At 65.3% G+C, this 22855-nt stretch carries 23 protein-coding genes; 10 read left to right on the top strand and 13 right to left on the bottom strand.

Annotated features, from left to right (window positions below):
• Positions 1–339: 339 nt before the first annotated feature.
• On the bottom strand, positions 340–1809 hold the full coding sequence (locus tag HBH26_RS19055) for an ISNCY family transposase (protein ID WP_231729986.1): 1470 nt from the start codon (positions 1807–1809) through the stop codon (positions 340–342).
• Positions 1810–2085: 276 nt separating this feature from the next.
• Here HBH26_RS19055 and HBH26_RS19050 point away from each other — a divergent pair, with 276 nt between their 5' ends.
• A complete protein-coding gene (locus HBH26_RS19050) occupies positions 2086–3069 on the top strand; it encodes an HWE histidine kinase domain-containing protein (RefSeq protein WP_037447203.1) in 984 nt (327 codons plus the stop codon).
• 12 nt (positions 3070–3081) lie between these two features.
• Here the strand turns inward: HBH26_RS19050 and HBH26_RS19045 are convergent, their stop codons facing one another.
• The 8 genes from HBH26_RS19045 to HBH26_RS19010 form a co-directional block, all read right to left on the bottom strand.
• Entirely contained in the window at positions 3082–3270 is a 189-nt protein-coding gene (locus HBH26_RS19045; RefSeq protein ID WP_037447206.1) for a hypothetical protein, read from the bottom strand.
• 91 nt (positions 3271–3361) lie between these two features.
• Entirely contained in the window at positions 3362–4279 is a 918-nt protein-coding gene (locus HBH26_RS19040) for a L,D-transpeptidase family protein (protein WP_051749600.1), read from the bottom strand.
• A 79-nt stretch (positions 4280–4358) separates the two neighbouring features.
• On the bottom strand, positions 4359–4721 hold the full coding sequence (locus HBH26_RS19035; protein WP_037447209.1) for a response regulator: 363 nt from the start codon (positions 4719–4721) through the stop codon (positions 4359–4361).
• Between the two features lie 34 nt (positions 4722–4755).
• A complete protein-coding gene (locus HBH26_RS19030) occupies positions 4756–5388 on the bottom strand; it encodes a response regulator transcription factor (RefSeq protein ID WP_037447212.1) in 633 nt (210 codons plus the stop codon).
• Positions 5385–6875 (bottom strand): PAS domain-containing sensor histidine kinase, encoded by a 1491-nt coding sequence (locus tag HBH26_RS19025; RefSeq protein ID WP_234703088.1) that lies wholly within the window; start codon positions 6873–6875, stop codon positions 5385–5387. Before HBH26_RS19025 ends, HBH26_RS19030 begins: the two co-directional genes overlap by 4 nt.
• On the bottom strand, positions 6872–7318 hold the full coding sequence (locus HBH26_RS19020) for an ion channel (RefSeq protein WP_037447215.1): 447 nt from the start codon (positions 7316–7318) through the stop codon (positions 6872–6874). Before HBH26_RS19020 ends, HBH26_RS19025 begins: the two co-directional genes overlap by 4 nt.
• A 68-nt stretch (positions 7319–7386) precedes the next feature.
• Positions 7387–8196 carry a universal stress protein gene (locus tag HBH26_RS19015; protein ID WP_037447218.1) on the bottom strand — a complete coding sequence of 270 codons (810 nt, stop codon included), beginning with the start codon at positions 8194–8196 and terminating at the stop codon, positions 7387–7389.
• Positions 8197–8268: 72 nt separating this feature from the next.
• The gene (locus HBH26_RS19010) at positions 8269–8964 is read right to left on the bottom strand and encodes a Crp/Fnr family transcriptional regulator (RefSeq protein WP_239024935.1); all 696 of its coding nucleotides are present in this window, start codon (positions 8962–8964) and stop codon (positions 8269–8271) included.
• A gap of 139 nt (positions 8965–9103) precedes the next feature.
• On the opposite strand from HBH26_RS19010, the gene HBH26_RS19005 reads away from it, so the two are divergent.
• A complete protein-coding gene (locus HBH26_RS19005; RefSeq protein WP_037447221.1) occupies positions 9104–9760 on the top strand; it encodes an OmpW/AlkL family protein in 657 nt (218 codons plus the stop codon).
• A 70-nt stretch (positions 9761–9830) separates the two neighbouring features.
• Here HBH26_RS19005 and hemN read toward each other — a convergent pair whose 3' ends face one another.
• The 4 genes from hemN to HBH26_RS18985 form a co-directional block, all read right to left on the bottom strand.
• Positions 9831–11222, bottom strand: a complete 1392-nt coding sequence (gene hemN, locus HBH26_RS19000; RefSeq protein ID WP_307724545.1) for an oxygen-independent coproporphyrinogen III oxidase — start codon at positions 11220–11222, stop codon at positions 9831–9833.
• A gap of 282 nt (positions 11223–11504) precedes the next feature.
• Positions 11505–12032, bottom strand: a complete 528-nt coding sequence (locus HBH26_RS18995; RefSeq protein ID WP_037447224.1) for a hypothetical protein — start codon at positions 12030–12032, stop codon at positions 11505–11507.
• A 22-nt stretch (positions 12033–12054) separates the two neighbouring features.
• Positions 12055–12732, bottom strand: a complete 678-nt coding sequence (locus tag HBH26_RS18990; protein WP_051749601.1) for an NAD(P)H-dependent oxidoreductase — start codon at positions 12730–12732, stop codon at positions 12055–12057.
• Positions 12733–12759: 27 nt separating this feature from the next.
• On the bottom strand, positions 12760–14091 hold the full coding sequence (locus tag HBH26_RS18985) for an MFS transporter (RefSeq protein WP_037447225.1): 1332 nt from the start codon (positions 14089–14091) through the stop codon (positions 12760–12762).
• A gap of 165 nt (positions 14092–14256) precedes the next feature.
• Here HBH26_RS18985 and cyoA point away from each other — a divergent pair, with 165 nt between their 5' ends.
• From cyoA to HBH26_RS18945, 8 genes are all read left to right on the top strand, one after another.
• Positions 14257–15387, top strand: a complete 1131-nt coding sequence (gene cyoA, locus HBH26_RS18980) for a ubiquinol oxidase subunit II (protein WP_239024934.1) — start codon at positions 14257–14259, stop codon at positions 15385–15387.
• A gap of 22 nt (positions 15388–15409) precedes the next feature.
• Positions 15410–17410: a cytochrome o ubiquinol oxidase subunit I gene (gene cyoB, locus HBH26_RS18975; protein ID WP_037447228.1), complete on the top strand. Its 2001-nt coding sequence runs from the start codon at positions 15410–15412 to the stop codon at positions 17408–17410.
• 1 nt (position 17411) lies between these two features.
• The gene (cyoC, locus tag HBH26_RS18970; RefSeq protein ID WP_037447231.1) at positions 17412–18047 is read left to right on the top strand and encodes a cytochrome o ubiquinol oxidase subunit III; all 636 of its coding nucleotides are present in this window, start codon (positions 17412–17414) and stop codon (positions 18045–18047) included.
• Positions 18044–18424 (top strand): cytochrome o ubiquinol oxidase subunit IV, encoded by a 381-nt coding sequence (gene cyoD, locus HBH26_RS18965; protein WP_037447234.1) that lies wholly within the window; start codon positions 18044–18046, stop codon positions 18422–18424. The genes cyoC and cyoD overlap by 4 nt, the downstream gene beginning before the upstream one ends.
• A 67-nt stretch (positions 18425–18491) precedes the next feature.
• Positions 18492–19157 carry an SURF1 family protein gene (locus HBH26_RS18960; protein WP_322788196.1) on the top strand — a complete coding sequence of 222 codons (666 nt, stop codon included), beginning with the start codon at positions 18492–18494 and terminating at the stop codon, positions 19155–19157.
• A gap of 107 nt (positions 19158–19264) precedes the next feature.
• Positions 19265–20335, top strand: coding sequence for an alcohol dehydrogenase AdhP (gene adhP / locus HBH26_RS18955; RefSeq protein WP_037447237.1), 1071 nt, complete (start codon positions 19265–19267; stop codon positions 20333–20335).
• A 16-nt stretch (positions 20336–20351) separates the two neighbouring features.
• Positions 20352–21179 (top strand): universal stress protein, encoded by an 828-nt coding sequence (locus HBH26_RS18950; protein ID WP_037447240.1) that lies wholly within the window; start codon positions 20352–20354, stop codon positions 21177–21179.
• 102 nt (positions 21180–21281) lie between these two features.
• Complete coding sequence (locus tag HBH26_RS18945; protein ID WP_168136189.1) at positions 21282–22745, top strand: MASE1 domain-containing protein; 1464 nt, start codon at positions 21282–21284, stop codon at positions 22743–22745.
• The last annotated feature ends 110 nt before the right edge of the window (positions 22746–22855 follow it).

Below are 22855 nucleotides of genomic sequence, written 5' to 3'. Positions count from 1 at the left end.
AATGGATGGCAGATCGTCTACTACGAGCTCCGCGGGTGAAACATCACGAGAGGTGATCCGGTAACTTCCAACTCGTCCAACCTCACAAACCCACGAAACTTAATATACTTTGCGGCAACGCTCAGGCCTTTGTTGACCATTTGTTCCGACTGCCGCTGTCCATATGACAAACCTTGAGGTGCCCCCACTTAGAGAAGACACATTCGTCGCCAGATAGAACTGACACACCGTTGGTAGCAGCGGGGGCAGCGTGGAGCCATCCACAAGCGCAGCGCTGACCCCGCTGATGCGGTGAGTTCTGAGAGGGCTACGGACCCGCTGCGCCAGCAGCGGGCCCGGTCACGCTAGAACAGCAGGCAGTGAGGCAGGTTCCTGAGGCGGCGTGTTCCGATCTCGGCCCGCGTATTCGGCCAGTCCACGCGCGACGAGTTCCGTGTTGGGAAGGCGCGGTCCACGCTTCAGCTTGGGCGTGCAGAGCGTGCGGCGATCCACCTTCGATGCAGTCGGAGCAGCCGAGGCGGCGAACATACCGCCAGTCTGGGCGGTCCGCGCCGGCTCGTTGTTGTTCCGCTTGCGGTGGTGTGGTGCCGTTTCCTGCAGGAGCCGCGCCATCGCCAGCGCCGCGTCGAGATGCTTGTTGTCGACCACCGCTGCCTGGTTCACCCGCTGCATCTTGTCGAACACGCGATAGGGCAAGGCCTGCCCGTCGTGTCGGATCTCGATCCGCCCGTCAGGGAACTCGCAGACATCTACCCGCTTGCGCGCCAGTGCCTGGCTGACCCGGTTCGGCTCCAGGATGAACAGCGCCTTGTTGTAGTGCAGCGTCAGCGCCGCGGTCACCGTGCGCTGCTCGCGCCAGACCATCTCTGCCTCGATGTTCTCGTGCGGCGCCAGCGGGCGGTGGAGATCGCGCGGGTCGAACGGCGTCCTGGCGAACTGCCGGTTGTGCCGGGCCATGTAGGCGGGGAGAAAGGCATTGGCCTCCTCGATGGTGGAGATGCCCTCCAGTCGCATCGCCTTGACCAGCCGGTCCTGCAACGTGCCGTTCGCCCGCTCGACACGCCCCTTGGCCTGCGGCGAGTTGGCGCAGATGATCTCGATGTTGAGCGCATGCAGCGCCCGCCCGAGATGGGTCATGCCGTCACCGTTCGCCGAAGCGGTGTTGTTGCGAAACGCGCTGTGCTTGTCGGAGTACAAGGCGACCGGCTTTCCGTGGCGCTCGATATACGTCCGCGTGGCCCGCATGTAGGCGAAGGTGCTCTCGCTCTCTACCATCTCCAGGTGCATCAATTCGCTGGTCGCATCGTCGATATAGACCAGCAGCGTGCATTGCGGGCCCCGGTCCTCGAACCACCAGTGTTTGGACCCGTCGACCTGGATCAGCTCGCCGCGGCAGTCCCGCCGGTAACGCGGCTGGTGCGGGCGAGGGCGACGCGCTGCGCGGTCCTTCCACAGCCCCGCTGCCATCATCATCTGCCGCAGCGTCTCGCACGACACCCGGATGCCGTGCCGCTCGGCCAGATACTCGCGCGCCAGCGTGGGCCCGAACCCGTTATACTGCTCGCGCACGAGGCTGACGACCTGGTCACGAAAGGCATCGCCGTAACGCCGGTTGCTCGGACGGCCACGCTTGCGCGAGATCAGCCCGGCTGCGCCGTCCTGCCGAACTCGCTCCAGCAACCGGTAGATCTGTCGACGCTCAAGGCTCAGTAGCGCCATCGCGTCTGCAACCCGGATCTCACCGCGGTCGAGCCGCATCAGCGTGTCGAACCGGCTCACCTCGGCAGTACTCATCGTCAGCACCGTCATCGTTCGCACATCCTCGCTGCCGAGGATGGCCATGACACCGGCGACCCGCTGGCACTGTGTGCCTTTTCTATCTAGCGGAGCAGTGTCATTTCTACTTAGCGCCTACAGCATAATTAGTCCGATAATATATCTTATGTAAAATGAGGTTTTCTCTGAGCGCGCCAATGAGTGAACAGATCGCGACGCCGTTCCCATCAGATTGCACGCTACATGCTTGTGCGGTAGCACCAATTTGAGCGAACAGCGCACTGCTGGCGTGGTCCTGGGCTAAGCCGCATGAACAATCGAGAGACGGAACTCACGTCAATTGCACTGGCGCGTCAAGCGCTGAATGTTTTGGACGATAACGGAAACGGATCAAGCCTGTTTGCCTGCAAGCTGGCGGAAGCGCTGGACCATGCCGAAGCCGATCGTGTCGGCGATCAAGTGCTAACACAGGACGTGAGCGCCGGTGCCAGCGGCTCAGCTCTTTTTAGGGTTGATGCTCATTCTCGTGAGTTGGTCGCTTCGGACGGGTCCCGTCTCGTGATCAACCCTGAAGCTATCGTGCAGGTTCGGGGGGTCGAGGCCACGACCACTGTGTCGCTGGTTGACGGCTCCGAGGTACGGATCAGCGGTGATCTTGCGCAAGTGGCGCCGGCTTTGGGCTTGCCATCTGTCGCCCTATCCCAATCCGTTGATTACGTCTCCGCGAGTACCGCACGTCACCAGTTGCGCAACCTCCTTGCGATCGTCTCCGCGATAACAAATCAAGTTCTCGACGAGGATCGACCCTTGATCGACAAGGCTCGGGATCTCGCCGCGCGGACTGCGATGCTGAGCAGCATCGGCGATCTTCTCCTGCAGCCGCAATCGCATTCTACGGATCTGCAGGTCCTTGTGTCTCGCCTCATGAACGTTGTCGGTGACAAGCGCTGCAAGGTAACTGGTCCATCAGTGCTGGTCGGTCCTGGCGCCGCGGTGACGCTTGGCCTGGCGCTTCACGAGCTGCACGTTCACTCATTCAGGACCGGGGCCTTGAGCAGCAGGAATGGCTACGTCGAGATCAGCTGGAGCGCCAACGATGTCGAGGCGTCTTACTTATGGCTGCAATGGGCCGATCGCGACGGACCGCAGATGAGGGCACCACTTTCAGCTTGGAGCGACCGCTTGCTAAGCGTGGCAACGCCGCGTCGTCTCGGTGGGCAATGCGGGATACAGGAGCTACCGTCCGGCCTCGTCTGGTCCCTCCATGCGCCACTAGAGCGCCTCGCCACCTGAAAGTCTGATTTGTTAGTGGCGTTCCTTCGATGCCTGGCTCGTCTGCTCCAGGAGCGCCTCAACTGCCGCGCTGCTGATCCGCTCCGCTGTCTTGAGCGCTGCGGCAGGCTTGAGGCTCACATTGACTGCGTCCGGACCGCTCACGTCGACGACGCCGTTGTTCGCGGTTGCTGCCGAGGCCTCATCATGGACCTCTTTCATCTCAATTCTCCTTTCCGCAACGATCAACGCTGGCAGGAGCACTCAGGTCCAAGAGCGGCCACGATCGGTCACGTTTGCCTGATTGCGGGGTCTACTCGTTCCCCGTCATCAAGGTTGACGTAAGGGATAGCTCTGGCCGAAGGCGATCTGGAGTAACCACCACAGTGGTCCCCGGACCCGCTGCATCCAGCACGCGGGCGCTAAAGTCGGGATCGACCCCGATCACGTCCGGCCCGAGATCGGGTACGACGGCCCTCCCCGAGCCTGGCAGGTCGAGGCGCAGCCAACGGCCGTCGACCTGCCGCTGGTAAGCGACCGGGCCCGTGACGTTGCCCGTCAACGTCACGGGCGCCGCCCCAATCTCCTTTCCGTCGCGAATGACCCGCACCTCACGATCAGTCGTGCTCACTACGACCGAAAGGGCAGCGGCACCTCTCTTCTCCGCCTTCCAGAGGGTAGGCTCGATCCGATCAGGCAGGAGCGGCGCCGCTTCCGTAGCCGCCATCACCGGCATCGTATCAAGCCGCGTGACGACCACCATCATGCCCAGTCGGCTTTCGGCGAAGAGCAAGCGCGCGAACGCCTCCGGCAGGCGGATGCAGCCGTGGGAGGCCGGATAGCCAGGAAGAGCGCCGCCGTGCAGCGCGATGCCGTCCCAGGTCAGGCGTTGCATGAACGGCATGGGCGCGTTGTTGTACAAGTTGGAGCGGTGGTCCGCTTCCTTCTGCAGGATTGTATAGACGCCCGGCGGTGTCTCGTGCCCGGGCCGACCGGACGACACCGTGGTGATGCCGATCGGTATGCCGTTGCGGTACACCGTCGCTCGCTGCGTCCTGAGGTTCACGACCATGATCATGGGACCGCTGGGTGCAACCTGCGGGGCCCAGAGATACTGGCCCGGTCGAAGCCGCGCCGCAGCTTGCGCCACGGTGCCGGCGGTCAGCGCAGGCGCTTCCGGCACGGACGCGAGCATAAGAAGGAAGGCAATAGACAACATGGAATGGACCATCGACCGAAGCCGGGTCGTGGCCTATCCGTATCTTCCCTCAGTCTACCGCGAAATCACCCCGTGCCGCGTGGGCGATCGCTCAGCGTGAGAGCGCGCCGAGCAGTTCGTGTCGGCGGAGCGGCTTTTCGAGAACAGCATTGAAACCGCTCGCGAGCGCCGCATCCTTCAGCCCGGCGCTGGGGTGTCCGGTGACCAGAACGGCTCGTCCGCACCAGCCACGTCGCTGCAGCGCCCGGAGAACGCCGATCCCATCCCCATCAGGCAGCTGGTAGTCCGCCACCAGCAGGCCTACGGAGGCGAGGTCGTCGCCCGCAACGCTCGCCTGCGCCGTGCCGTAGGCGCGCACGTCATACCCGCGCCAGTGCAGCAGCAGCTGTAACGATCGGCGGACGGCCTGGTCGTCCTCAACGATGACGGCGAGCGCTCGGGGGTTCTGTTCCATCGAGCCACCCTGCCCTCGTTATGGCGACAACGCTCTACGTAGATGTACGAGCTTCCCCTCCGAGGCCGGCCGCGAAGGCAAGCCGAAGCGCCTCGGACAAGCTGTGAACACCGAGCTTGGTCATGAGATTGGCCCGGTGCACCTCGACCGTCCTGGGCGAAATGCCGAGATCGAAGGCGATAGTTTTATTCGGCAGACCATCGGCAAGCCCGCGCAGAACGTCCTGCTCGCGGGGCGTCAGCGCGGCGATGCGCGTGGCAGCCTCCTGCGCCGAGGCAGCGGCCGCATCATGCCGGTCGAAGATCGCGAAACCGGCGGCGAGTGCGCGCAGCAGCGACGCCTTGTCGAACGGCTTTTCCAGAAAGTCGACAGCGCCCGCCTTCATCGCCTGAACGGCGATAGGCACGTCGCCATGTCCGGTCAGGATCACCACCGGCCAGCCGACGCCGCGCTGCGCCATCTGCTGCTGGACCTCAAGCCCGTCGATCTCGGGCATGCGGACGTCGAGCAGCACGCACCCAGGCTCCGCCGCTTTGACCTCCTTGAGGAAGGCTACGCCCGAGGCATGGCTCTGCACGTCGAAGCCCGAGGTGCGGAGCAGAAAGCCGACCGAGCGGCGGACGGCATCCTCATCATCGACAACATGGACGAGCCGGCGCTCGCTCATACCTCGTCCCCTTCCGACGCAGCCGGTAGCGTAAAGTAGAAGGCCGCGCCCTTGTCCGTGCCGGGCTCCGCCCAGATGCGTCCGCCATGCGCCTCCACGATGGTCCGGCAGATGGACAGGCCCAGGCCCATGCCGTCCTGCTTGCTCGACGTGAAGGCCTGAAAGAGCCGTGGTGCGATTGCTGGATCCAACCCCGGGCCTGTGTCCGTGATCCCGATACGCACATGAGCGCCGTCGCGGATCGTGGACGTCGTGATGTCGCTGACCTCGCCGTTGCCCAGCGCCTCCACCGCATTGCGGAGCAGATTGACGAGCACCTGCTGGATCTGGACGCGGTCTGCGAGCACATGACTGGCCGCCGGGTCGAGCGACACGAAACTGCGCACGCCGCGCTCGCGCGCGCCGGTAAGCCCGAGCCGGATCGCATCCTCAATGAGGGACGGTACAGGCTCGATGCGACGCTCGGTCTCGCCGCGGGCTACGAACTCGCGCAGCCGCCGCACGATGCGGCCGGCGCGGAGCGCCTCGTTGGCGGACTCGCCGACCGCCTCGGCCAGAAGCTCTCTGGGCGCATCCTCCGCGTCCAGCAGGTCACGCGCCGCCTCCAGGTAATTGGCGATCGCGGTCAGCGGCTGGTTCAGCTCGTGCGCGAGTGTCGAGGCCATGGTCCCCATCGCGCTCAACCGTGAAACATGGATCAGCTCGCCCTGCAACTCCTTCAACCGCAACTCGGCGCGTTGCTGGTCCGACAGGTCGCGGATGAAGCCGGTGAAGATCCTGCCGTTGGCGCCGTGAGCCTCCCCGACCGACAGCTCCATCGGGAACTCGGTGCCGTCCTTGCGCTGCCCGACGACGATGCGGCCGATGCCGATGATCCGTCGCTCGCCGGTCTCGAGATAATGACCGATGTAGCGATCGTGCCGCGCCCGGTGGTCGCCGGGCATCAGCAGGCTGACGTTGCGGCCGAGGACCTCTGTTTCCCCGTAGCCGAACAGGCGCTCGGCCGCGGCGCTGAACGACTGGATCAGCCCCCGCTCGTCGATCACGACCATGGCGTCCGGCACAGTCGCGAGCACCGAGCGCATATGCGCCTCGCTCTCGGCCAGCATGTGCTCGGCCGCGCGCCGCCCCGTGACGTCGGCGATCATCAGTCCGTAGCCGCGGAGCTTCTGGCCGTCGAACACGGGCGCGACCGTGATATCGGCGAGGAACTCCGAACCGTCCGCACGCTTGCACCAGTCTTCCAGCCGAACAGTGATGCTTGCGCCGGCTTGTGGCCATCGACCGCTCGCCGCTGGCCAGAAGGCGTCGATACTGCGCCCGACCGCTTCGCTCCTCGGCGTGCCGAGCAGCCGCTCCGCTCCCTCGCCCCAATAGGTCAGCGTTCCGTCGGGCGCCGCCAGCAACAGGGCGCGGTCGGTCACGCTCGCAACGAACAGCGCCAGGTCCTCCGCGGTCGCGGCGGGGGTGGTCTCGGCGTTGATCACTGCGTGTTCTCGATCTCGGATTCCAGCCAGCGGATGCGGCCCACGATGGCGACGAAGAAGGCGGTTGACCAGCCCAGCAGGATGATGCCGTTCGCACTTTCGATGGCGCCGAGCACCCGCCATCCCGGCGCAAGGACCACATCGCCATAGCCGACCGTCGTGTAGGACGCGGTCGAGAAGTAGAGGGCCGCTTCAAGAGAGGGCAACGCTCCGACGAACAGATAGAAGCCGGCATAGAGCCAAATCTCTATGCCATGCAGGACAAAGAGGCCGGTCGCCGCGCCCACGATAGCCAGGCCTTCCCATATCAGCCTCGCATCGGCCGGCCGCCGGCGCCGATGCAGGCGCAGCAGCAGCATCAGCGCGGCGATACCCATCAGGTGAACCGCGCACGTGATGGCGACCAGCATGGTGGCCGCGGCAAGTTCAACGAGGAGCTGCATCGGTGACGGTTGTCACGGGCGACAGCGAGATACTGCCGCCCGCGACGTTCTCGTCCTTCCCTGATCCTTTAGCGGTGGTGGACGAGCAGCAGGGGTACCCGGCACCGCTTCAGCATGCCCTGCGTCGCGCCACCGAAGATCGTCTCCATCGTGCGAGCGTGGCCATAAGCGCCCATGACGACCAGGTCATAGTGACCCATTTCGGCTTCGCACCGGAGCGCGACGTCCACCCGGTCGATGCCGATCGGCTCCCTCTTGATCACGGGTTCGATCCCATGCCGCGAGAGGTAGCGGGCCGCATCCTCGATCGGCGTGTCCATCGACTTGTCGTCGGCATAGTAGAGCGTGACGCAGCGGGCGAGCGACAGGAGCGGCATGGCCGCAGTCAGCGCCGCCTCCGCGTCCGGCGAGCCGTCCCAAGCGACGATCGCGCGACCCCGCACATCGAGCTTGCGAGAAGCCGGAGGTACGGCGAGCACGGGTTTGCCGGTGTGCACCAGCAGATCGCCGATCACGTCCCGCATGCGCGGGAGAAGCTTGCCGTCCTCGTCCGTGCTGAGCACGATCAGGTCCGTCATTCGCGCCCGAGCTTCGATCGTCTGCGACAGAAAGCCGGTCGTCTCTGTCCAGTCGAACGGGACGTCCTCGCGCTCGAGCCGCGCCCGCATCCGGACACCGTGAAGGGTCTCGCTCTCCTGCTCCTCGGCGAGCAGAAGGCCGCCGACGCCCATCGCCACATAGTCGCCCATCACCTCGGGGATGATCGTCAGGTCGAGACAGGTGAGATGCCCGCCCACCGCGCGCGCAACGTCGAGAGCCGACTGGTACCGGGCCTCCTGTCCTTCATCGCCGTGGATCAGCAGCAGGATGTTCTTCATGGGTTCCCTCCTCTAGCCTGGATCGATGCTAGGAGGGCGACCGCGGCGCCAATATCCGCAATGTTCCGGATGTCAGGCCGCGCGCTGGCGAAGGCACGCCTCGTCCTCGACGCGGAAATGCTTCACCGACAAGGTGATCAGGCCTCTGGCCTTGAGCTTGCTCAGCTCGCGGCTGACTGTCTCGAGCGAGAGCCCCAGAAGGTCGCCCATCTGCTGTCGGGTGAGGGGAAACGCGACGTTGTCCTCTGGCGATCGTTCCGCAAACTCGACTAGCAGGCTGGCAACCCGCTCACCGGCCGACTTGCGGCCGAGCAACAGCATCCATCGACGCGCCCTGTCGAGCTCGTCCAGGGCGCGCAGCAGCAGTGCATGCTCGACCTCCGGGTGGGTTGCGGCGAACTGCTCGAAGGCCGGTCGCCCCAAAACGCAAAGCCGGGTCTGTCCGAGCGCTGTGACGGAATAGCTGCTCCGTGTACCGAACGGCCTGCCGACCACGTCCCCCATGCCGGCAAGTCCCAGAATCTGCTCGCGTCCATCGGCGAGCGACGCGGTCAGCTTAAGGACTCCGGACACGACGAAGCCGACGAGCAGCGTGTCGTCATCCTCCCAGACCAGCGTCTCGCCGCGCGCGAGCGTGATCGGGCGGGCGAGCCGGTCGAACTCGCGTGCCGCCTCCGGCGAGAAGTTGCTGCAGAGCGAACGGCTGCGGGCAGCGCAGCCCATGCAACGCGATGAGAGTGTCGACTGAGCGGCGGCCAATTGCATCATACTTCCCTTCCCCACCGCCGATAAGGAGCTGCCGCGCCCTCGGGCATAAGGGATTGTACGAAGGTCCCGGGTTGTCGCAGGTCAAATCGAGACCGGGAGATCAGGGACTAGCCGCGGAGCTCACTTCGAGGAGTCTCCCATGCGCGCCTACCTGACCGCCGCCCTGTTCACCGCGGCATTGCTCACTCCCGGCATGGCCGCGGCGCAGACCGCCGCCGGCGACTGGCTGGTGCGCGTCCGCGGCATCGTGGTGTCGCCGACGGAGAGTTCCGGTGAGGTTTCCGGCCTTCCGGGCAGCCGGGTGGGCGTGACCGACAGCGTGATGCCCGAGGTTGATTTCACCTACATGGCGACCGACCACATCGGCGCGGAGCTGATCGTCGCCACGACGAAGCACAAGGCGACGGGGCGAGGCTCAATCGCCGCCATCGATACGGTTGCGAGTACGTGGGTGCTGCCGCCGACGCTGACCCTGCAATACCATCTCGCGCCCACCGGCAAGATCCGGCCCTATGTGGGCGCCGGCGTCAATTACACGGTCTTCTATGCCGAGAATGCCAGCGACGCACTGGAAGGCGCGCTCGGGTCGACGAAGGTGCGCATGAGCGACAGCGCCGGTTACGCACTGCAGGCGGGCGTCGATGTCGACATCGGGCCTCGCACCTTCCTGAACGTCGACGTCAAGTACATCGACATTGACACCACGGCCCGGCTGACCACCGCCGCGGGGACGAACCGTGTGCGTGTCAGCATCGATCCGCTGGTAATCGGCGTCGGCGTCGGCATGCGCTTCTAACGCCCTTTCTCCGGCCGAACTCAGCGGCCACGCCGGTTCCCCGACGTGGCCGCTTTTTTGCGCCCGAAGATCAGACTGCGCGGCTGAACCGCTGGACGTTGAGCGCCGAGTGCTCGTCGAACGCGCTAGCGACCAGGCGGGCGTAGGGCTTCCCCTCCGGGGTCAGCGCGAGCGTCGCGCCCGAGATCGTCACCAGGCCGCGCAGCACAAGATCTTCCAGCCGATCATGAGCCCTTCGGTCGAGCAGTCCACGAATGCCGAACGTCCGGTGCGCGATGTCCAGGTCCACCTGCCCGTCGCAGAGCAGCCGCTCGATCACCCAGCCGCGCGCACGATCAGTCGGCTGTAGCGTGACGCCTTTGACCCCGGCCAGCCCACCGGAGTTCACCATTTCGACATACCGACCGAGGTGCTTCCCGTTCTGTACGATGACATTGCCCACCTGACTGATTGCGGAAGCACCGAGGCCGATCAGGGCATCGGCGTCGTCATCCGTGAAACCCTGAAAGTTGCGCCGGAGGCGACCGGCCGCCGCGGCTTCGGCGAGCGGGTCGTCGGGCCTGGCGTAGTGGTCGAAGCCGATTGTGGCAAAACCCTGCTCCTCGAGCATCTCATGAGCCAGCAGCGACTGCGTGAAGCGAGCATGCGCGTTCGGCAGCAGCGTGTCGTCGATCATGCGCTGGCGCGGCAGCATCCGGGGCATGTGCGCGTAGCCGAACATCGCCACACGGGAGGGTGCAAGCAACCGCGTCCGCGCAAGCGTGCATGCGATGTCATCCAGCGTCTGGCCGGGCAGTCCGTACATGAGGTCGAGATTGATGGCGGCAACACCGGCCGCGCGCAGCTCGGCCGCGCGGAGCGCCACCTCCCGGAACGGCTGTACTCGGTTGATCTGCTGCTGGATCCGCAGGGAAAAGGTTTGGGCGCCGAGGCTGGCCCGCGTGATACCGCAGCCGGCCAGCGTGCGGGCATAATCGGCGTCGAGACTACGCGGATCGAGTTCCGCAGCCCATTCGGCGGCAGGGTCGACCCGGAACGATCGCTGAAGCGCCGCGCAGATCCTACTGAACTCGGCTGCCGGCAGGGCATTGGGGCTGCCGCCGCCGAAGTGGACATGGGTGACGCAGCCGCGGACGAGCTGCGCTACCGTTTCAATCTCACTTAGCAGCGCCTCGACGTACCGGGTGACCCGGCTCGCGCGGCCGACGGCACCGGTGTTGCACCCGCAGTACCAGCAGATCGTCTCGCAAAAGGGAACGTGCAGGTAGAGCGAGAGCTTTGCGTCATCGGCCAGCGCTCCCAGCGCTTGCCGTTGTTCGGAAGCTCCCACCTTCCCGCTGAACGAAACTGCGGTTGGATAGCTGGTGTAGCGTGGCACACTCAGCGCGGCGAGGTCAGCATGGTAAGCGGTCATGAGCGTGCGATGACCGGCGACATTTGCCTGCGCCTTGACGATCGTCAAATGTCAGAGCCGCTACGTATAATGCCGGATCAACGCCCTTGCGGTTGGTCAACGGCAGCAGCCGAGTAGCGCGGCACCCCGTAGGCCTCGAGCAAAAGGAGGCGACGATGATCCATCTTCCGAACGACTGGTTTCTGTATCTCGCGGCAGGCGCCATGGGCCTTTTTATGCTGACCATGATGTTCGTGACCGTCAGCGAACGCCGGCATCCCTGATTGGGGCCTGGCCCACAAATGGTGATTGGCCGCGAGCCCTCCATCGGCCGGCGCTCGCGGCAGCAACCTAGTGGGACGCTCCGTCGAGCGCCTGTTCCAGCGTCATTCTTGCGCCCGGCGTGTATCGGCGAGCGCCCAGATACAGGAACGCCAGCTCTTCATAGTCCAGCAAGCGCCGGCAACCATCGAACAGGCAGCGAAGCATGTAGCTGAGCATGTCCGTTCGCGAGTCGTCGACACCCTTCTCTCGGAGCATCTCGCCGACATCCTCCGCGTGCATGCCGATCGCGACCTGCTCAAGAAGGATGCGTCGCAACATACCCGCCCCGACGCGGAGCTGTTCGCCCGCGAACACGCGGTCGAGAAACCTGCTGGTGATCTCGACATGCTTTCTGAAGCGGCTTTGGATCAGGTCGGCGATCGCACTACGCTCGTCATGGTCCGGTGCCTCCAGGAGGCGATCGGCGAGCGCTTCCACCCGGTCGCACATTTCTCTGATGTCGGCATGATCCGACAAAAGAGCTCCAACATCGACCTCGTCGATGACCTTGGACCTGCGCACGAAGGGCAGCACCTGCGAGAAAGGCTGTTCCACGGCAAAGCCTCCAGCTTTCTGGTCACTGCGTCCGGCTGCTATCCTCTTGCGAACGCCGCTGCAGCGCCGCCTGAGCCTGCGCGCGGTACCGACCGTCAGCGAGCATCGCGCACGCCTTGTCCGCGGCCTGGCGCACCCGCTCCAACTGCTCCCCGGCGTAAGAGGCATCCATGTCAGGCACGACGGAGTCGATTCGAATGTGCTCGGCCTGTCCCATACCCAGTCCACGCCAGAGATAGACGTCAAACACCTCTTTCAACGACAGTACCTGCCCCTGCTCGTTGAGCCAGGGGAGCGAGGCGCCTGACGTGCTGAACGACAGAAGTGGCTTTCCTGCGACCACCGACTGCCCGGAAGCAGCCTGCAGATCGCGGAAGGTGTAGCCCGCCCCCAGTACACGCTCGACATAGCCCTTCAGCATGGCCGGCGGCAGGCCGAACCAGATCGGGTAGACGAAGACGACAATGTCGCAGCGCTCCAGATGGGCTAGTTCGGCTGCGACGTCCGCTGCAGGCGACCAGCCGGGTTCAGTCGGACGCTCGCTGGTGCGCAGCACCGGGTCGAACCCCAATGCATAGAGATCGCGGACCTCGACGCTATGGTGGTTGGCTGCAACCGCCTCCCGATAGGCATCGACGATGGCGTGGTCGAACCCTTCAGGCGTCGGGTTGGCGAGCACAACGAGGTGACGGAACATCATGGCTTCACTCCAGTAGCGGTGGCCGGCTCAGGCGGCCTTGCGGCCCCAGTCACGGTTCAGCGCGAGCGCGCCCAGCGTGCAGGCGGCGCCCGACAGCAGGTACGCCCCCACGGCGATCAGCCCGAAGCGGCTGGCGAGGAACAGCGCCGCCAACGGTGCAAAGGCGGCACCGACGAACCAGGCCGCCGTCGCGGTGGTACCTGCACCCGTGTAGCGATGCCGGGGCGAGAAGCTGCCGTTGGTCGCGCCGGACGATTGCCCGAACGACAGCCCGAGCAGGACGAAACCGAGGATCATGTAGGTCCACTCGCCCGCCGGCCCGCGATCAAGGAGCTGCGGTGCGAACCCGCTGTACGCGCCGATCATCGCCGCCGACACGCCCAGCAGCACCCGCCGGCCGATCCGGTCGGCGATGGCCCCTGAAGCCGTGACCGCAAGGAGTCCGACGGCTGCACCCACCATTTCGATGGTCAGGAAGCGGATAGCGCTGCCCCCATTCAGCACCACCCAGGAGAGCGGGAAGACGGTGACGAGGTGAAATAGCGCAAAGCTGGCGAGCGCGGCGAAGGCGCCGAGCACCACGGTGCGCCCCTCCTCCCGGAACATCTGGGTAACGGGCGAGGGCTGCAGCTCTCGGCTTTCGAACAGCTCCTGGAACTCGGGCGTCGAGATGAGCCGAAGCCGGGCGAACAGCGCGACCACGTTGATAACAAAGGCGACGAAGAAGGGATAGCGCCAGCCCCAGTCGAGGAAGTCGCTCATCTTCAACGTGTTGAGCAGGAACGCGAACACGGCCGCGGCCACGAACAGGCCGATCGGTGCGCCGAGCTGCGGGATCATGGCGAACCAGCCGCGGCGGTTGGCCGGTGCGTTCAGCGACAGGAGCGCCGGCAGCCCGTCCCATGTGCCGCCCTGCGCGATCCCCTGCCCGATCCGGAAGAGCGCGAGCAGGGCCGCAGCGATCCAGCCGACCTGCGCATGGCCAGGCAGGAACGCCATGGCCGCGGTCGAGCCGCCCAGCAGGAACATGGCCACCGTCAGCTTGACCCCTCGCCCGTGCCTCCGATCCAGCCACAGGAACGCCATCGCGCCGAACGGGCGCGCGACAAAGGCCAGCGCGAAGATCGCGAAGGAGTAGAGCGTTCCCGTCACCGGGCTCACGTCGGGGAAGATCAGGCTTGGGAACACCAGCACCGACGCGATCGCGTAGACGAAGAAGTCGAAGAACTCGGTCGAGCGGCCGATGATGACGCCGACGGCGATGTCGCCCGGGCGAACGTCGTGCCGTTCGGCATTGATGAGGCTGGCGTCTCGCTCAAGTGCCGTCGAGTTCGCCGGGCCCAGGGTGCTGGCTACCATGCTTCCAAGTCCTTCAATCTGACGTCTTCTCGTAATCTCGGGCGACCGGCGAACCTTTGACTTTTGTCAAAGTCGAGAGGGCGGCGTGCCGGTTAGCGGACGGGCATGCTCAAGACAGGATCCAACCTCATGCGACGCGCTCTGCGCCTGCCACAGCGTCTGGCGATGCTGGCGCTGCCGGCACTGCTCGGCGGCTGCGACATGGTGGTCATGAACCCCACCGGCGACATCGCGGTCCAGCAGCGCGACCTGATCCTGTTCTCTACAGGCGTCATGCTGCTCATCATCGTGCCGGTCATGGTGCTGACCGTGGTGTTCGCGCGCAAGTACCGCCGCGGCAACGCGAACAAGACCTACGATCCGAGCTTCACCCACTCCACCACGCTGGAGCTGGTGATCTGGTCGTGCCCGCTGCTGATCATCATTGCGCTGAGCGCCGTGACCTGGACCAGCACGCACCTGCTCGATCCCTTCCGGCCGCTGGAGCGGATCTCGCCGGGCCGCCCGGTGCCCGCCGGCACCAAGCCGCTCGAGATCCAGGCTGTCGCGCTCGATTGGAAGTGGTTGTTCATCTATCCCGAGCAGGGCATCGCCACGGTGAACGAGCTGGCTCTGCCGGTGGACGTGCCGGTGCGCTTCTCCATCACCTCCAACGATCAGTTCAACACTTTCTACGTGCCGACGCTGGCAGGCATGATTTACGCCATGCCGGGCATGCGCTCCGAGCTGAATGCGGTCCTGAACAAGCCGGGAACGAGCGAGGGCTACTCCGCCAACTATTCCGGCGCAGGTTACTCCAACATGCGCTTCAAGATGCACGGGCAGTCGCCGGCAGACTTCGCACGTTGGGTGGCCGGAGTGAAGGCGCAAGGCGGCTCGCTTCCCACGGAGCGTTTCGTCGCCTTGGCGAAGCCGAGCGAGAAGGTGCCGGTGATGCGCTTCGCCGCCGTGCAGCCGCAGCTGTTCGATCGCATCGTCAACCGCTGCGTCGAGGCAGGCAAGCCGTGCATGATGGACGTGATGACGCGCGACATGGCGCGTGCCGGCGGCAACCCGCACGATCACCGCATGGGCGCCGGCATGCCGCCCGGCCGCGGCGCCGCGCCGATCATGGGTGAAAAGCCCACGCCCGCGCTCCAGAAGGCGCCCGAAGACAAGGGCTCAGGCCCGAATGTCACCAAGCCGGCGAAGCCCGGGAAGGCTCCAGGCCAGCTGAAGCCGGGCGACCAGCGCAACCGCGACCTTTCCGCCCTTCCCTCCTTCCTCCGCGGCGCCGCTGGCGCCGTGCGGGCCTGACCCCCGCGCGATCGGAACCACGATGAGCGACTCCATCCTCAAGACTATTTTCGGCCGGCTGACGTTTGAATCGTTCCCGATTCACGAGCCCATTCTGTTCGGCACCTTCATCGTCGTGTCGCTGCTGGGGCTCGGCATCGTCGGTGTGGTCACGCGCTATCGCCTGTGGGGCTATCTCTGGTCCGAATGGTTCACGAGCGTCGACCACAAGAAGGTCGGCATCATGTACATCATCCTAGGCATCGTCATGCTGCTGCGTGGCTTCGCCGACGCGCTGATGATGCGCGCGCAGCAGGCGATCGCGTTCGGCGCGAACGAGGGATACCTCCCGCCGCACCATTATGATCAGATCTTCACCGCGCACGGAACGATCATGATCTTCTTCGTGGCGATCCCGCTAGTGGTGGGCATCATCAACTACGTCATGCCGCTCCAGATCGGCGCGCGCGACGTGGCCTTCCCGTTCCTCAACAATCTTAGCTTCTGGCTCACGGTCGCGGGCGCGGTGCTGGTGATGATCTCGCTGTTCGTTGGCGAGTTCGCGCGCACCGGCTGGCTGTCCTATGCGCCGCTCGCCGGGCTGCAGTACAGTCCCGATACCGGCGTCGACTACTATCTCTGGGCGCTCCAGATCGCGGGCGTCGGAACGACGCTCAGCGCCATCAACATGGTCGCCACCGTCGTGAAGATGCGCGCGCCGGGCATGACCATGATGAAAATGCCGGTGTTCGTCTGGACCGCGCTCTGCTCCAACGTGCTGGCGATCGCGATCTTCCCGGCGCTCACCGCCGCCTTCTTCCTGCTGATGCTCGATCGCTACATCGGCACCGCGTTCTTCACCAACGACCTTGGCGGCGCGCCGATGATGTATTGGAACATGGTTTGGATCTGGGGCCACCCGGAGGTATACGTTCTGATCCTGCCGGCGTTCGGCATGTATTCCGAGATCACCTCCACCTTCTCGGGCAAGCCGCTCTTCGGCTACTCGTCAATGGTCTATGCCACGGTGGTCATCACCATCCTGTCGTACCTGGTCTGGCTGCACCACTTCTTCACCATGGGCGCGGGCCCCAGCGTCAACAGCTTCTTCGGGATCGCCACCATGGTGATCTCGATCCCGACGGGCGCCAAGGTCTTCAACTGGCTGTTCACCATGTACAAGGGAGACGTCCGCTTCGAGCTGCCGATGATGTGGGTGGTCGCCTTCATGCTGACCTTCGTCGTCGGCGGCATGACCGGCGTGCTGCTGGCGATCCCGCCCGCCGACTTCGTCTTCCACAACTCGCTGTTCCTGGTCGCGCACTTCCACAACACGATCATCGGCGGCGTGGTATTCGGCCTGTTCGCGGCGATGGTGTACTGGTTCCCCAAGGCGTTCGGCTTCAAGCTCGACGAGTTCTGGGGCAAGGTCGCCTTCTGGGGCTGGGTGATCGGTTACTGGGTCGCCTGGACGCCGATCTACATTGTCGGCCTGATGGGCGAGCCGCGCCGGGTCAACCACTTCGACGACCCCAGTATCCAGCCCTACTTCGTGATCGCGGCGATCGGCGCGCTCATCATCCTGGTCGGCATCCTCGGCTTCGTCATGAGCATCCTCGTCGGGTTCCTGAAGCGCGAGCAGCTCCGCGACACGACCGGCGATCCGTGGAACGGCCGGACGTTGGAATGGTCGACCAGCTCGCCTCCGCCGGCCTACAACTTCGCGATCACGCCGGTGGTCCACGCGCTCGACGCCTGGCACGACATGAAGGCACGCGGGTACGAGCGGCCCCGTGACGGCTTCCGGCCGGTCCACATGCCGCGCAACACTGGCACGGGCGTCATCCTCTCCGGCCTCGCTCTGGCGCTCGGCTTCGGCATGGTCTGGTACATGTGGTGGCTCGCCGCGCTCAGCTTCGCCGGCCTGCTGGCGGTCGCCATCGGCCACACCTTCAATCTCAATCGCGATTACTTCATCCCCGCGGACGAGGTGTCCCGCACAGAAAGCCAGCGGCAGCAGCTGCTGCTCGGCGCCGGAGCCTGACATGACGGACCACGCACTCGACCCTCGCGCGGCCAGCCCGACCTGGCACCTTGCCGAGCAGGAGGACCATGATCACGGCGGAGGCGGCGCCACGATCCTGGGCTTCTGGATCTACCTGATGAGCGATGCGCTCATCTTCGCCTCGCTGTTCGCGATGTTCGGCGTGGTGAGCACCAGCTATGCCGGCGGTCCGATCCCGCGCGAGATCTTCGACCTTAAGCTCGTCGCGCTCAACACCGCGCTGCTGCTTGCCTCCTCCATCACCTTCGGCGAAGCCATGCCGCACATGGAGGCCGGCCGGGTCGGGCAGACCCGGGCGTGGCTGGCGATCACGGGGCTGCTCGGCCTCGCCTTCCTCGGCATCGAGCTTTACGAGTTCGGGCAGCTGATCGCCGAAGGCGCGAGCCCGCAGCGCAGCGCCTTCCTATCGGCCTTCTTCACGCTGGTGGGCACGCACGGCGCCCACGTCGCGGTAGGCCTGATCTGGCTCACAGTCATGCTGATCCAGCTCGGGCAGCACGGCCTGTCGCTGCCGATGAAGCGGCGGCTGATCTGCCTGTCGATGTTCTGGCACTTCCTGGACATCATCTGGATCGGCGTTTTCACCTTCGTGTACCTGTATGGAGTGATCCGTTGAGCACCGAACCCTACGATCACGCGCTCCACGCGCACGGCGACACGATGGGTCACGGCAGCCGCCGCGGCCACCGGATCGGCTCGCTGCTGGCGATCATCCTCACGGTCGTGCCCTTCTGGCTTGTCATGTCGCAGCAGGGGCCCGCGCCGGGCTGGACCGCCGCGGTGATCTTCGCGCTCGCGCTGGTGCAGATCGTCGTCCATGTCGTCTGCTTCCTGCACCTGGACACCCGCTCCGAGGGCGGTTGGACGCTGCTGGCGTTCCTGTTCACCGCGGTCATCGTGGTGCTGACGATCGGTGGGTCGGTGTGGGTCATGTTCCACCTTAACACCAACATGATGCCGATGCCCGGCGGCATGACCGGCCCGGTTCGCTGAAGCGAGATTGGTGATGGGGCGGTCGCGTCCGGGTAGGCGCAAGCGCACCGCCCTCACGGTCCTGGCCGTGTTCGGTATCGTCCTCTTCAGCGCGCTCGGCATCTGGCAGGTCGAGCGCCGAAGCTGGAAGCTGGCGCTGATCGAAGCGGTGGACGCGCGCGTGCAGGCATCGCCCGTGTCTGCGCCGCCTCCGGCCGTTTGGCCATCGATCGAACGTGAGCGCCACGCCTATCTGCACGTCGTCGCGCGCGGTCGCTTCCTCCACGACCGCGAGACGCTGGTGCGGGCGGTGACGGACCTGGGCACGGGCTTCTGGGTGCTCACGCCGCTAGGCACCGACACCGGCTTCGTCGTGCTCGTCAACCGGGGCTATGTCCCCCCGGAGCGTGCGGTGCAGGCCACCCGGGCTCGCAACCTCCCGGCGCACGCGACCGTCACGGGTCTGCTCAGGACGTCGGAGCCTGGTGGTGCCTTTCTCCGCCGCAATGATCCCGTGGCAGATCGCTGGTTCTCCCGCGATGTCCAGGCGATCGCGGCTGCGCGCCAGCTCGTTCGCGTGGCGCCATACTTTATCGATGCCGACGCCGATGCCCGGCCGAAGCACGCTTGGCCGCGCGCCGGGCTTACCGTCATCCGCTTCCAGAACAATCACCTCGTCTATGCGCTGACCTGGTTCGGGCTTGCCGGCCTGTGCCTCGTCGCCTTGGTGATCGTACGACGGACCCGCGCCTGAGATCGGCGACCAAGGGGCGGGTCAGCCGGTTCGCCGCCTCCGTAACATCCCCAATGCCGCGCCATCTCTGTTTGGGCGAGATACTTCGCGCACAACGGAGATCGACGATGGACAAGACGATGAGGGCCGCGGTCGTGCGCGGATTCGGCGAGCCGCTGGTGATTGAGGAAGTGGCCGTCCCCCGCCCCGGCCCCGGGCAGATTCTGGTGCAGGTCGCGGCCTGCGGAGTCTGTCACACCGATCTCCACGCTGCCGATGGCGATTGGCCGGTCAAGCCGGCGCCGCCGTTCATCCCGGGTCACGAGGGTGTCGGAACCGTCGTCGGCACCGGGTCCGGCGTCATCCACGTCAAGGAGGGCGATCGCGTCGGCGTGCCCTGGCTGTACTCCGCATGCGGCCACTGCCCGCATTGCCTGGGCGGCTGGGAAACGCTGTGCGAGAGCCAGCAGAACACCGGCTACTCGGTCAACGGCAGCTTCGCCGACTACGTGGTCGCCGATGCCGGCTATGTCGGGCACCTCCCCGATCGGGTGAGCTTCGCCGAGATTGCGCCGGTGCTATGCGCCGGCGTCACGGTCTACAAGGGACTGAAGGTCACCGACACCAAGCCGGGGGACTGGATGGTCGTGTCCGGCATCGGCGGCCTGGGCCATATGGCGGTCCAATATGCGGTCGCGATGGGCCTGCACGTGATCGCGGTCGATGTGGACGATGCCAAGCTGCGGCTGGCCGAACGGCTCGGGGCCGCGCTGACCGTGAACGCGGCTACCAGCGACCCGGTCGCCTTCGTCAAGCGGGCGATCGGCGGCGCGCATGGCGTGCTCGTAACCGCGGTCTCTACCACCGCCTTCGCACAGGGGCTTGGGATGGTGCGTCGGGGCGGGACCATGTCGCTGACCGGCCTGCCACCGGGCGACTTCCCGCTGTCGATCTTCGACACGGTGCTGAACGGCATCACCGTGCGCGGCTCCATCGTGGGAACCCGCCTCGACCTGCAGGAAGCGCTCGACTTCGCTGCACTCGGCAAGGTCCGCGCGACGGTCGAAACAGCGCCGTTGGAGCGCATCAACGACGTTTTCGATCGCATGCGGACAGGGTCGATCGAAGGACGCGTGGTGCTGGACATCAATGCCCAGGCGGCACCGCTGCAAGAGACCGACCTGGCGACCGCCGCCTGACCTGGGGAGAAAGCCGATGATCAAGGACATCTTGGCCATCGTCGATGACGGCGATCACGCACAAACCTTCCTGAAGACGGTTGCCGAGCTCGCGGCGGCTCGTGAAGCGACGCTGGAGGTCGCCGCGCTCACGCCCGCTCCGACAGCCTCGCCAGGGACCGCGCCGTTCGGAACGCTATACGTTCCTGAGTGGGTGTTGATGGGCGACGATCAGGCCAATGTCGAACGGGTGCGCGCTCATCTCGCCGCCGCCGGGTCATCGGCCGAGATCTTCGGCCTGCATGACGACATCGGCTGGCTTGCCGGCAATCTCAAACGAAGGCGGCAGGTGGCCGACCTGATCGCGATCGGCGCGCGCGAGACCTGGGCGAACCCGTGGCTGCGCAGACGCGTCGCAGAGACGCTCATCCGGGCCAGCGGAACCCCGCTGCTGATCCTGCCTGAAGAGCAGACGCTCAAACCTGTCCGTCGCGCAGTGCTCGGGTGGAAGGCCGGACCTGAGGCAACCCGTGCCATGCACACGCTGGTGCAGTTGGCTGACCCGGGCGCGCTGATCGATGTCGTGACGGTCGGCACGTCCCTGCACGCTTGCGAGGGCGAGCAGGAGGCGCACGCCGAAGTCAAACGACACCTGCTCCGGCACGGTTTCGACGCTCAGGGGCACTGGGTCGTCAACGACGACAAGAGCGAGGCGGAGACGCTGACTCTCTATGCGCAAGAAATCGGTGCCGATCTGATCGCGATCGGCGGGTTCGCTCATTCCCGCATCCGCGAGATCCTGCTCGGTGGGGTCACCGGCGACCTGCTCGAGCGCACCGAGACGCCGCTCGTGGTTGTTGGTTAGAGACACTTCCTCGCGTCGACAATGAGGCACAAACTGGCGCGACGACGTCTTCGCCCGAGGCGCGATTAACATTCGTTAAGCACTTTATCCTAACACTCTCGCATGCCGAACGTGACCCTCTTGCAAATACTGAGGAAGGAGCTTGCGCAAGCGTCACTTCTCGCCATCGCCTATTTCATCGCAGCCTATGTAGCTGTCACCTACACGCGCGTGGGAGGCGGCGTTGCCCTTCTATGGTTCGCCACGCCGTTGCTGGCGGTCGATCTCCGTTATCGTCCGGAGCGCTCCTGGACGCTGAGGCTGGTGGGCTGTGCAATCGCAAGCGCCCTCGCGACCACCATCCACGGACTTGGCTTGCAGGTGGCCCTTCCATTCGCCCTGCTCGGCGTTGCGGAAGGGGCTGCGATCGCCTGGCTCATGCGGCGGGTCGAGCCGACGCCTCGTCACCTCACGTCCCTGCGCGAACTCGGCCTTTTGCTCCTGGTCGCTGGGCTCGCGGTCCCGGCCGCGACCGCGCTACCGGCAGGTCTTCTTGCGCATGGGGCCGCAGACCTTCCTGTTTGGCGCAACGCGTTCAACTGGTTCGTCGCCCATTCGCTGGGCACACTGACGGTCATGCCGATCGTCAAGCTGGTAATCGGCGGGGACGTCACGGCGTGGAGCAAGGCAGTGCGCCGGAGAGAGCTTTATGAGCTCGCGGCCCTAACCACGCTGCACGTCACGGTTGCGGTGCTCGTCTTCGCTCAGACGCAGCTGCCGCTCCTGTTCGTGCCGCTGCTTCCGTTGATGCTGATGGTCTTCCGGTTCGGCCGATTAGGCGCCGCCTTGGCGCTACTATTGCTGACGATCATCGGCTCGGTATGCACTGCTCGCGGGCTGGGACCTGTTGCGATGCCGGAGCTGAGTGCGGGCGGCAGAATCCAGCTTATCGAACTCTACCTTGCCGTCGCGACGCTGATGGCGCTTCCCGCGGCGACGGAGCTGAAGCGGCGGAAGATCCTTTTTTCGGAGGTGCAGGAGCAAGCCGCCCTTCACAAAATCATTACCGACCGCAGTGGCGACATCATCATGGCGGTCACTGCAGACGGCCGGATCAGCTTCGTATCTCCATCGCTGATGAAGATCGCCGGCTTTGCGCCCGAAGCAGTAGTCGGCAAACTTGCGCGTGAGATCGTCTCTCCTGAGGACGTGGAGCAGATCGTCGACGCGCACCGGCGCGCTATGCTTTCGCCGGACCAGACCATCATTTTCGAGTTCCGGGCGATGAAGGCGTCGGGAGAGATGGCATGGTTCGAAAGCCATGCCTGCGCCATTTCGGACGAGCATGGCCAGGCGAGCGGAACCGTGAACGTGGTGCGGGAGGTCTCGCGCCGCAAGGCGGTCGAGCTCGACCTCGCCCGCGCCGCTGCGACAGACGCGCTAACCGGTCTTCCAAATCGCCGTGGCCTAGAGATCGCTAGGGAGCGGCTCGCGCAGGCAGGCAAACCTGGGCAGCAGTTCCTCGCCCTCTTCGACATAGATCGCTTCAAGGCGGTGAACGACACGTTCGGTGTAAGCGTGGCGTGAGGACCGCAGTTTATGCGGCTTGGGCTGTTGGCTGATCTGTCTGGGGCACCCAGTTCCACGGCATCAGCTCGTCCCAGCGGGTGGCGGGCCAGTCGCCGGCGACCCTGGCG

This window comes from Sphingomonas corticis (genome assembly GCF_012035195.1).
GTDB classification, from domain to species: Bacteria; Pseudomonadota; Alphaproteobacteria; order Sphingomonadales; family Sphingomonadaceae; genus Sphingomonas; species Sphingomonas corticis.
The sequence above is the reverse complement of the archived record's forward strand: the minus strand, read 5'-3'. Positions and strand labels throughout refer to the sequence as shown.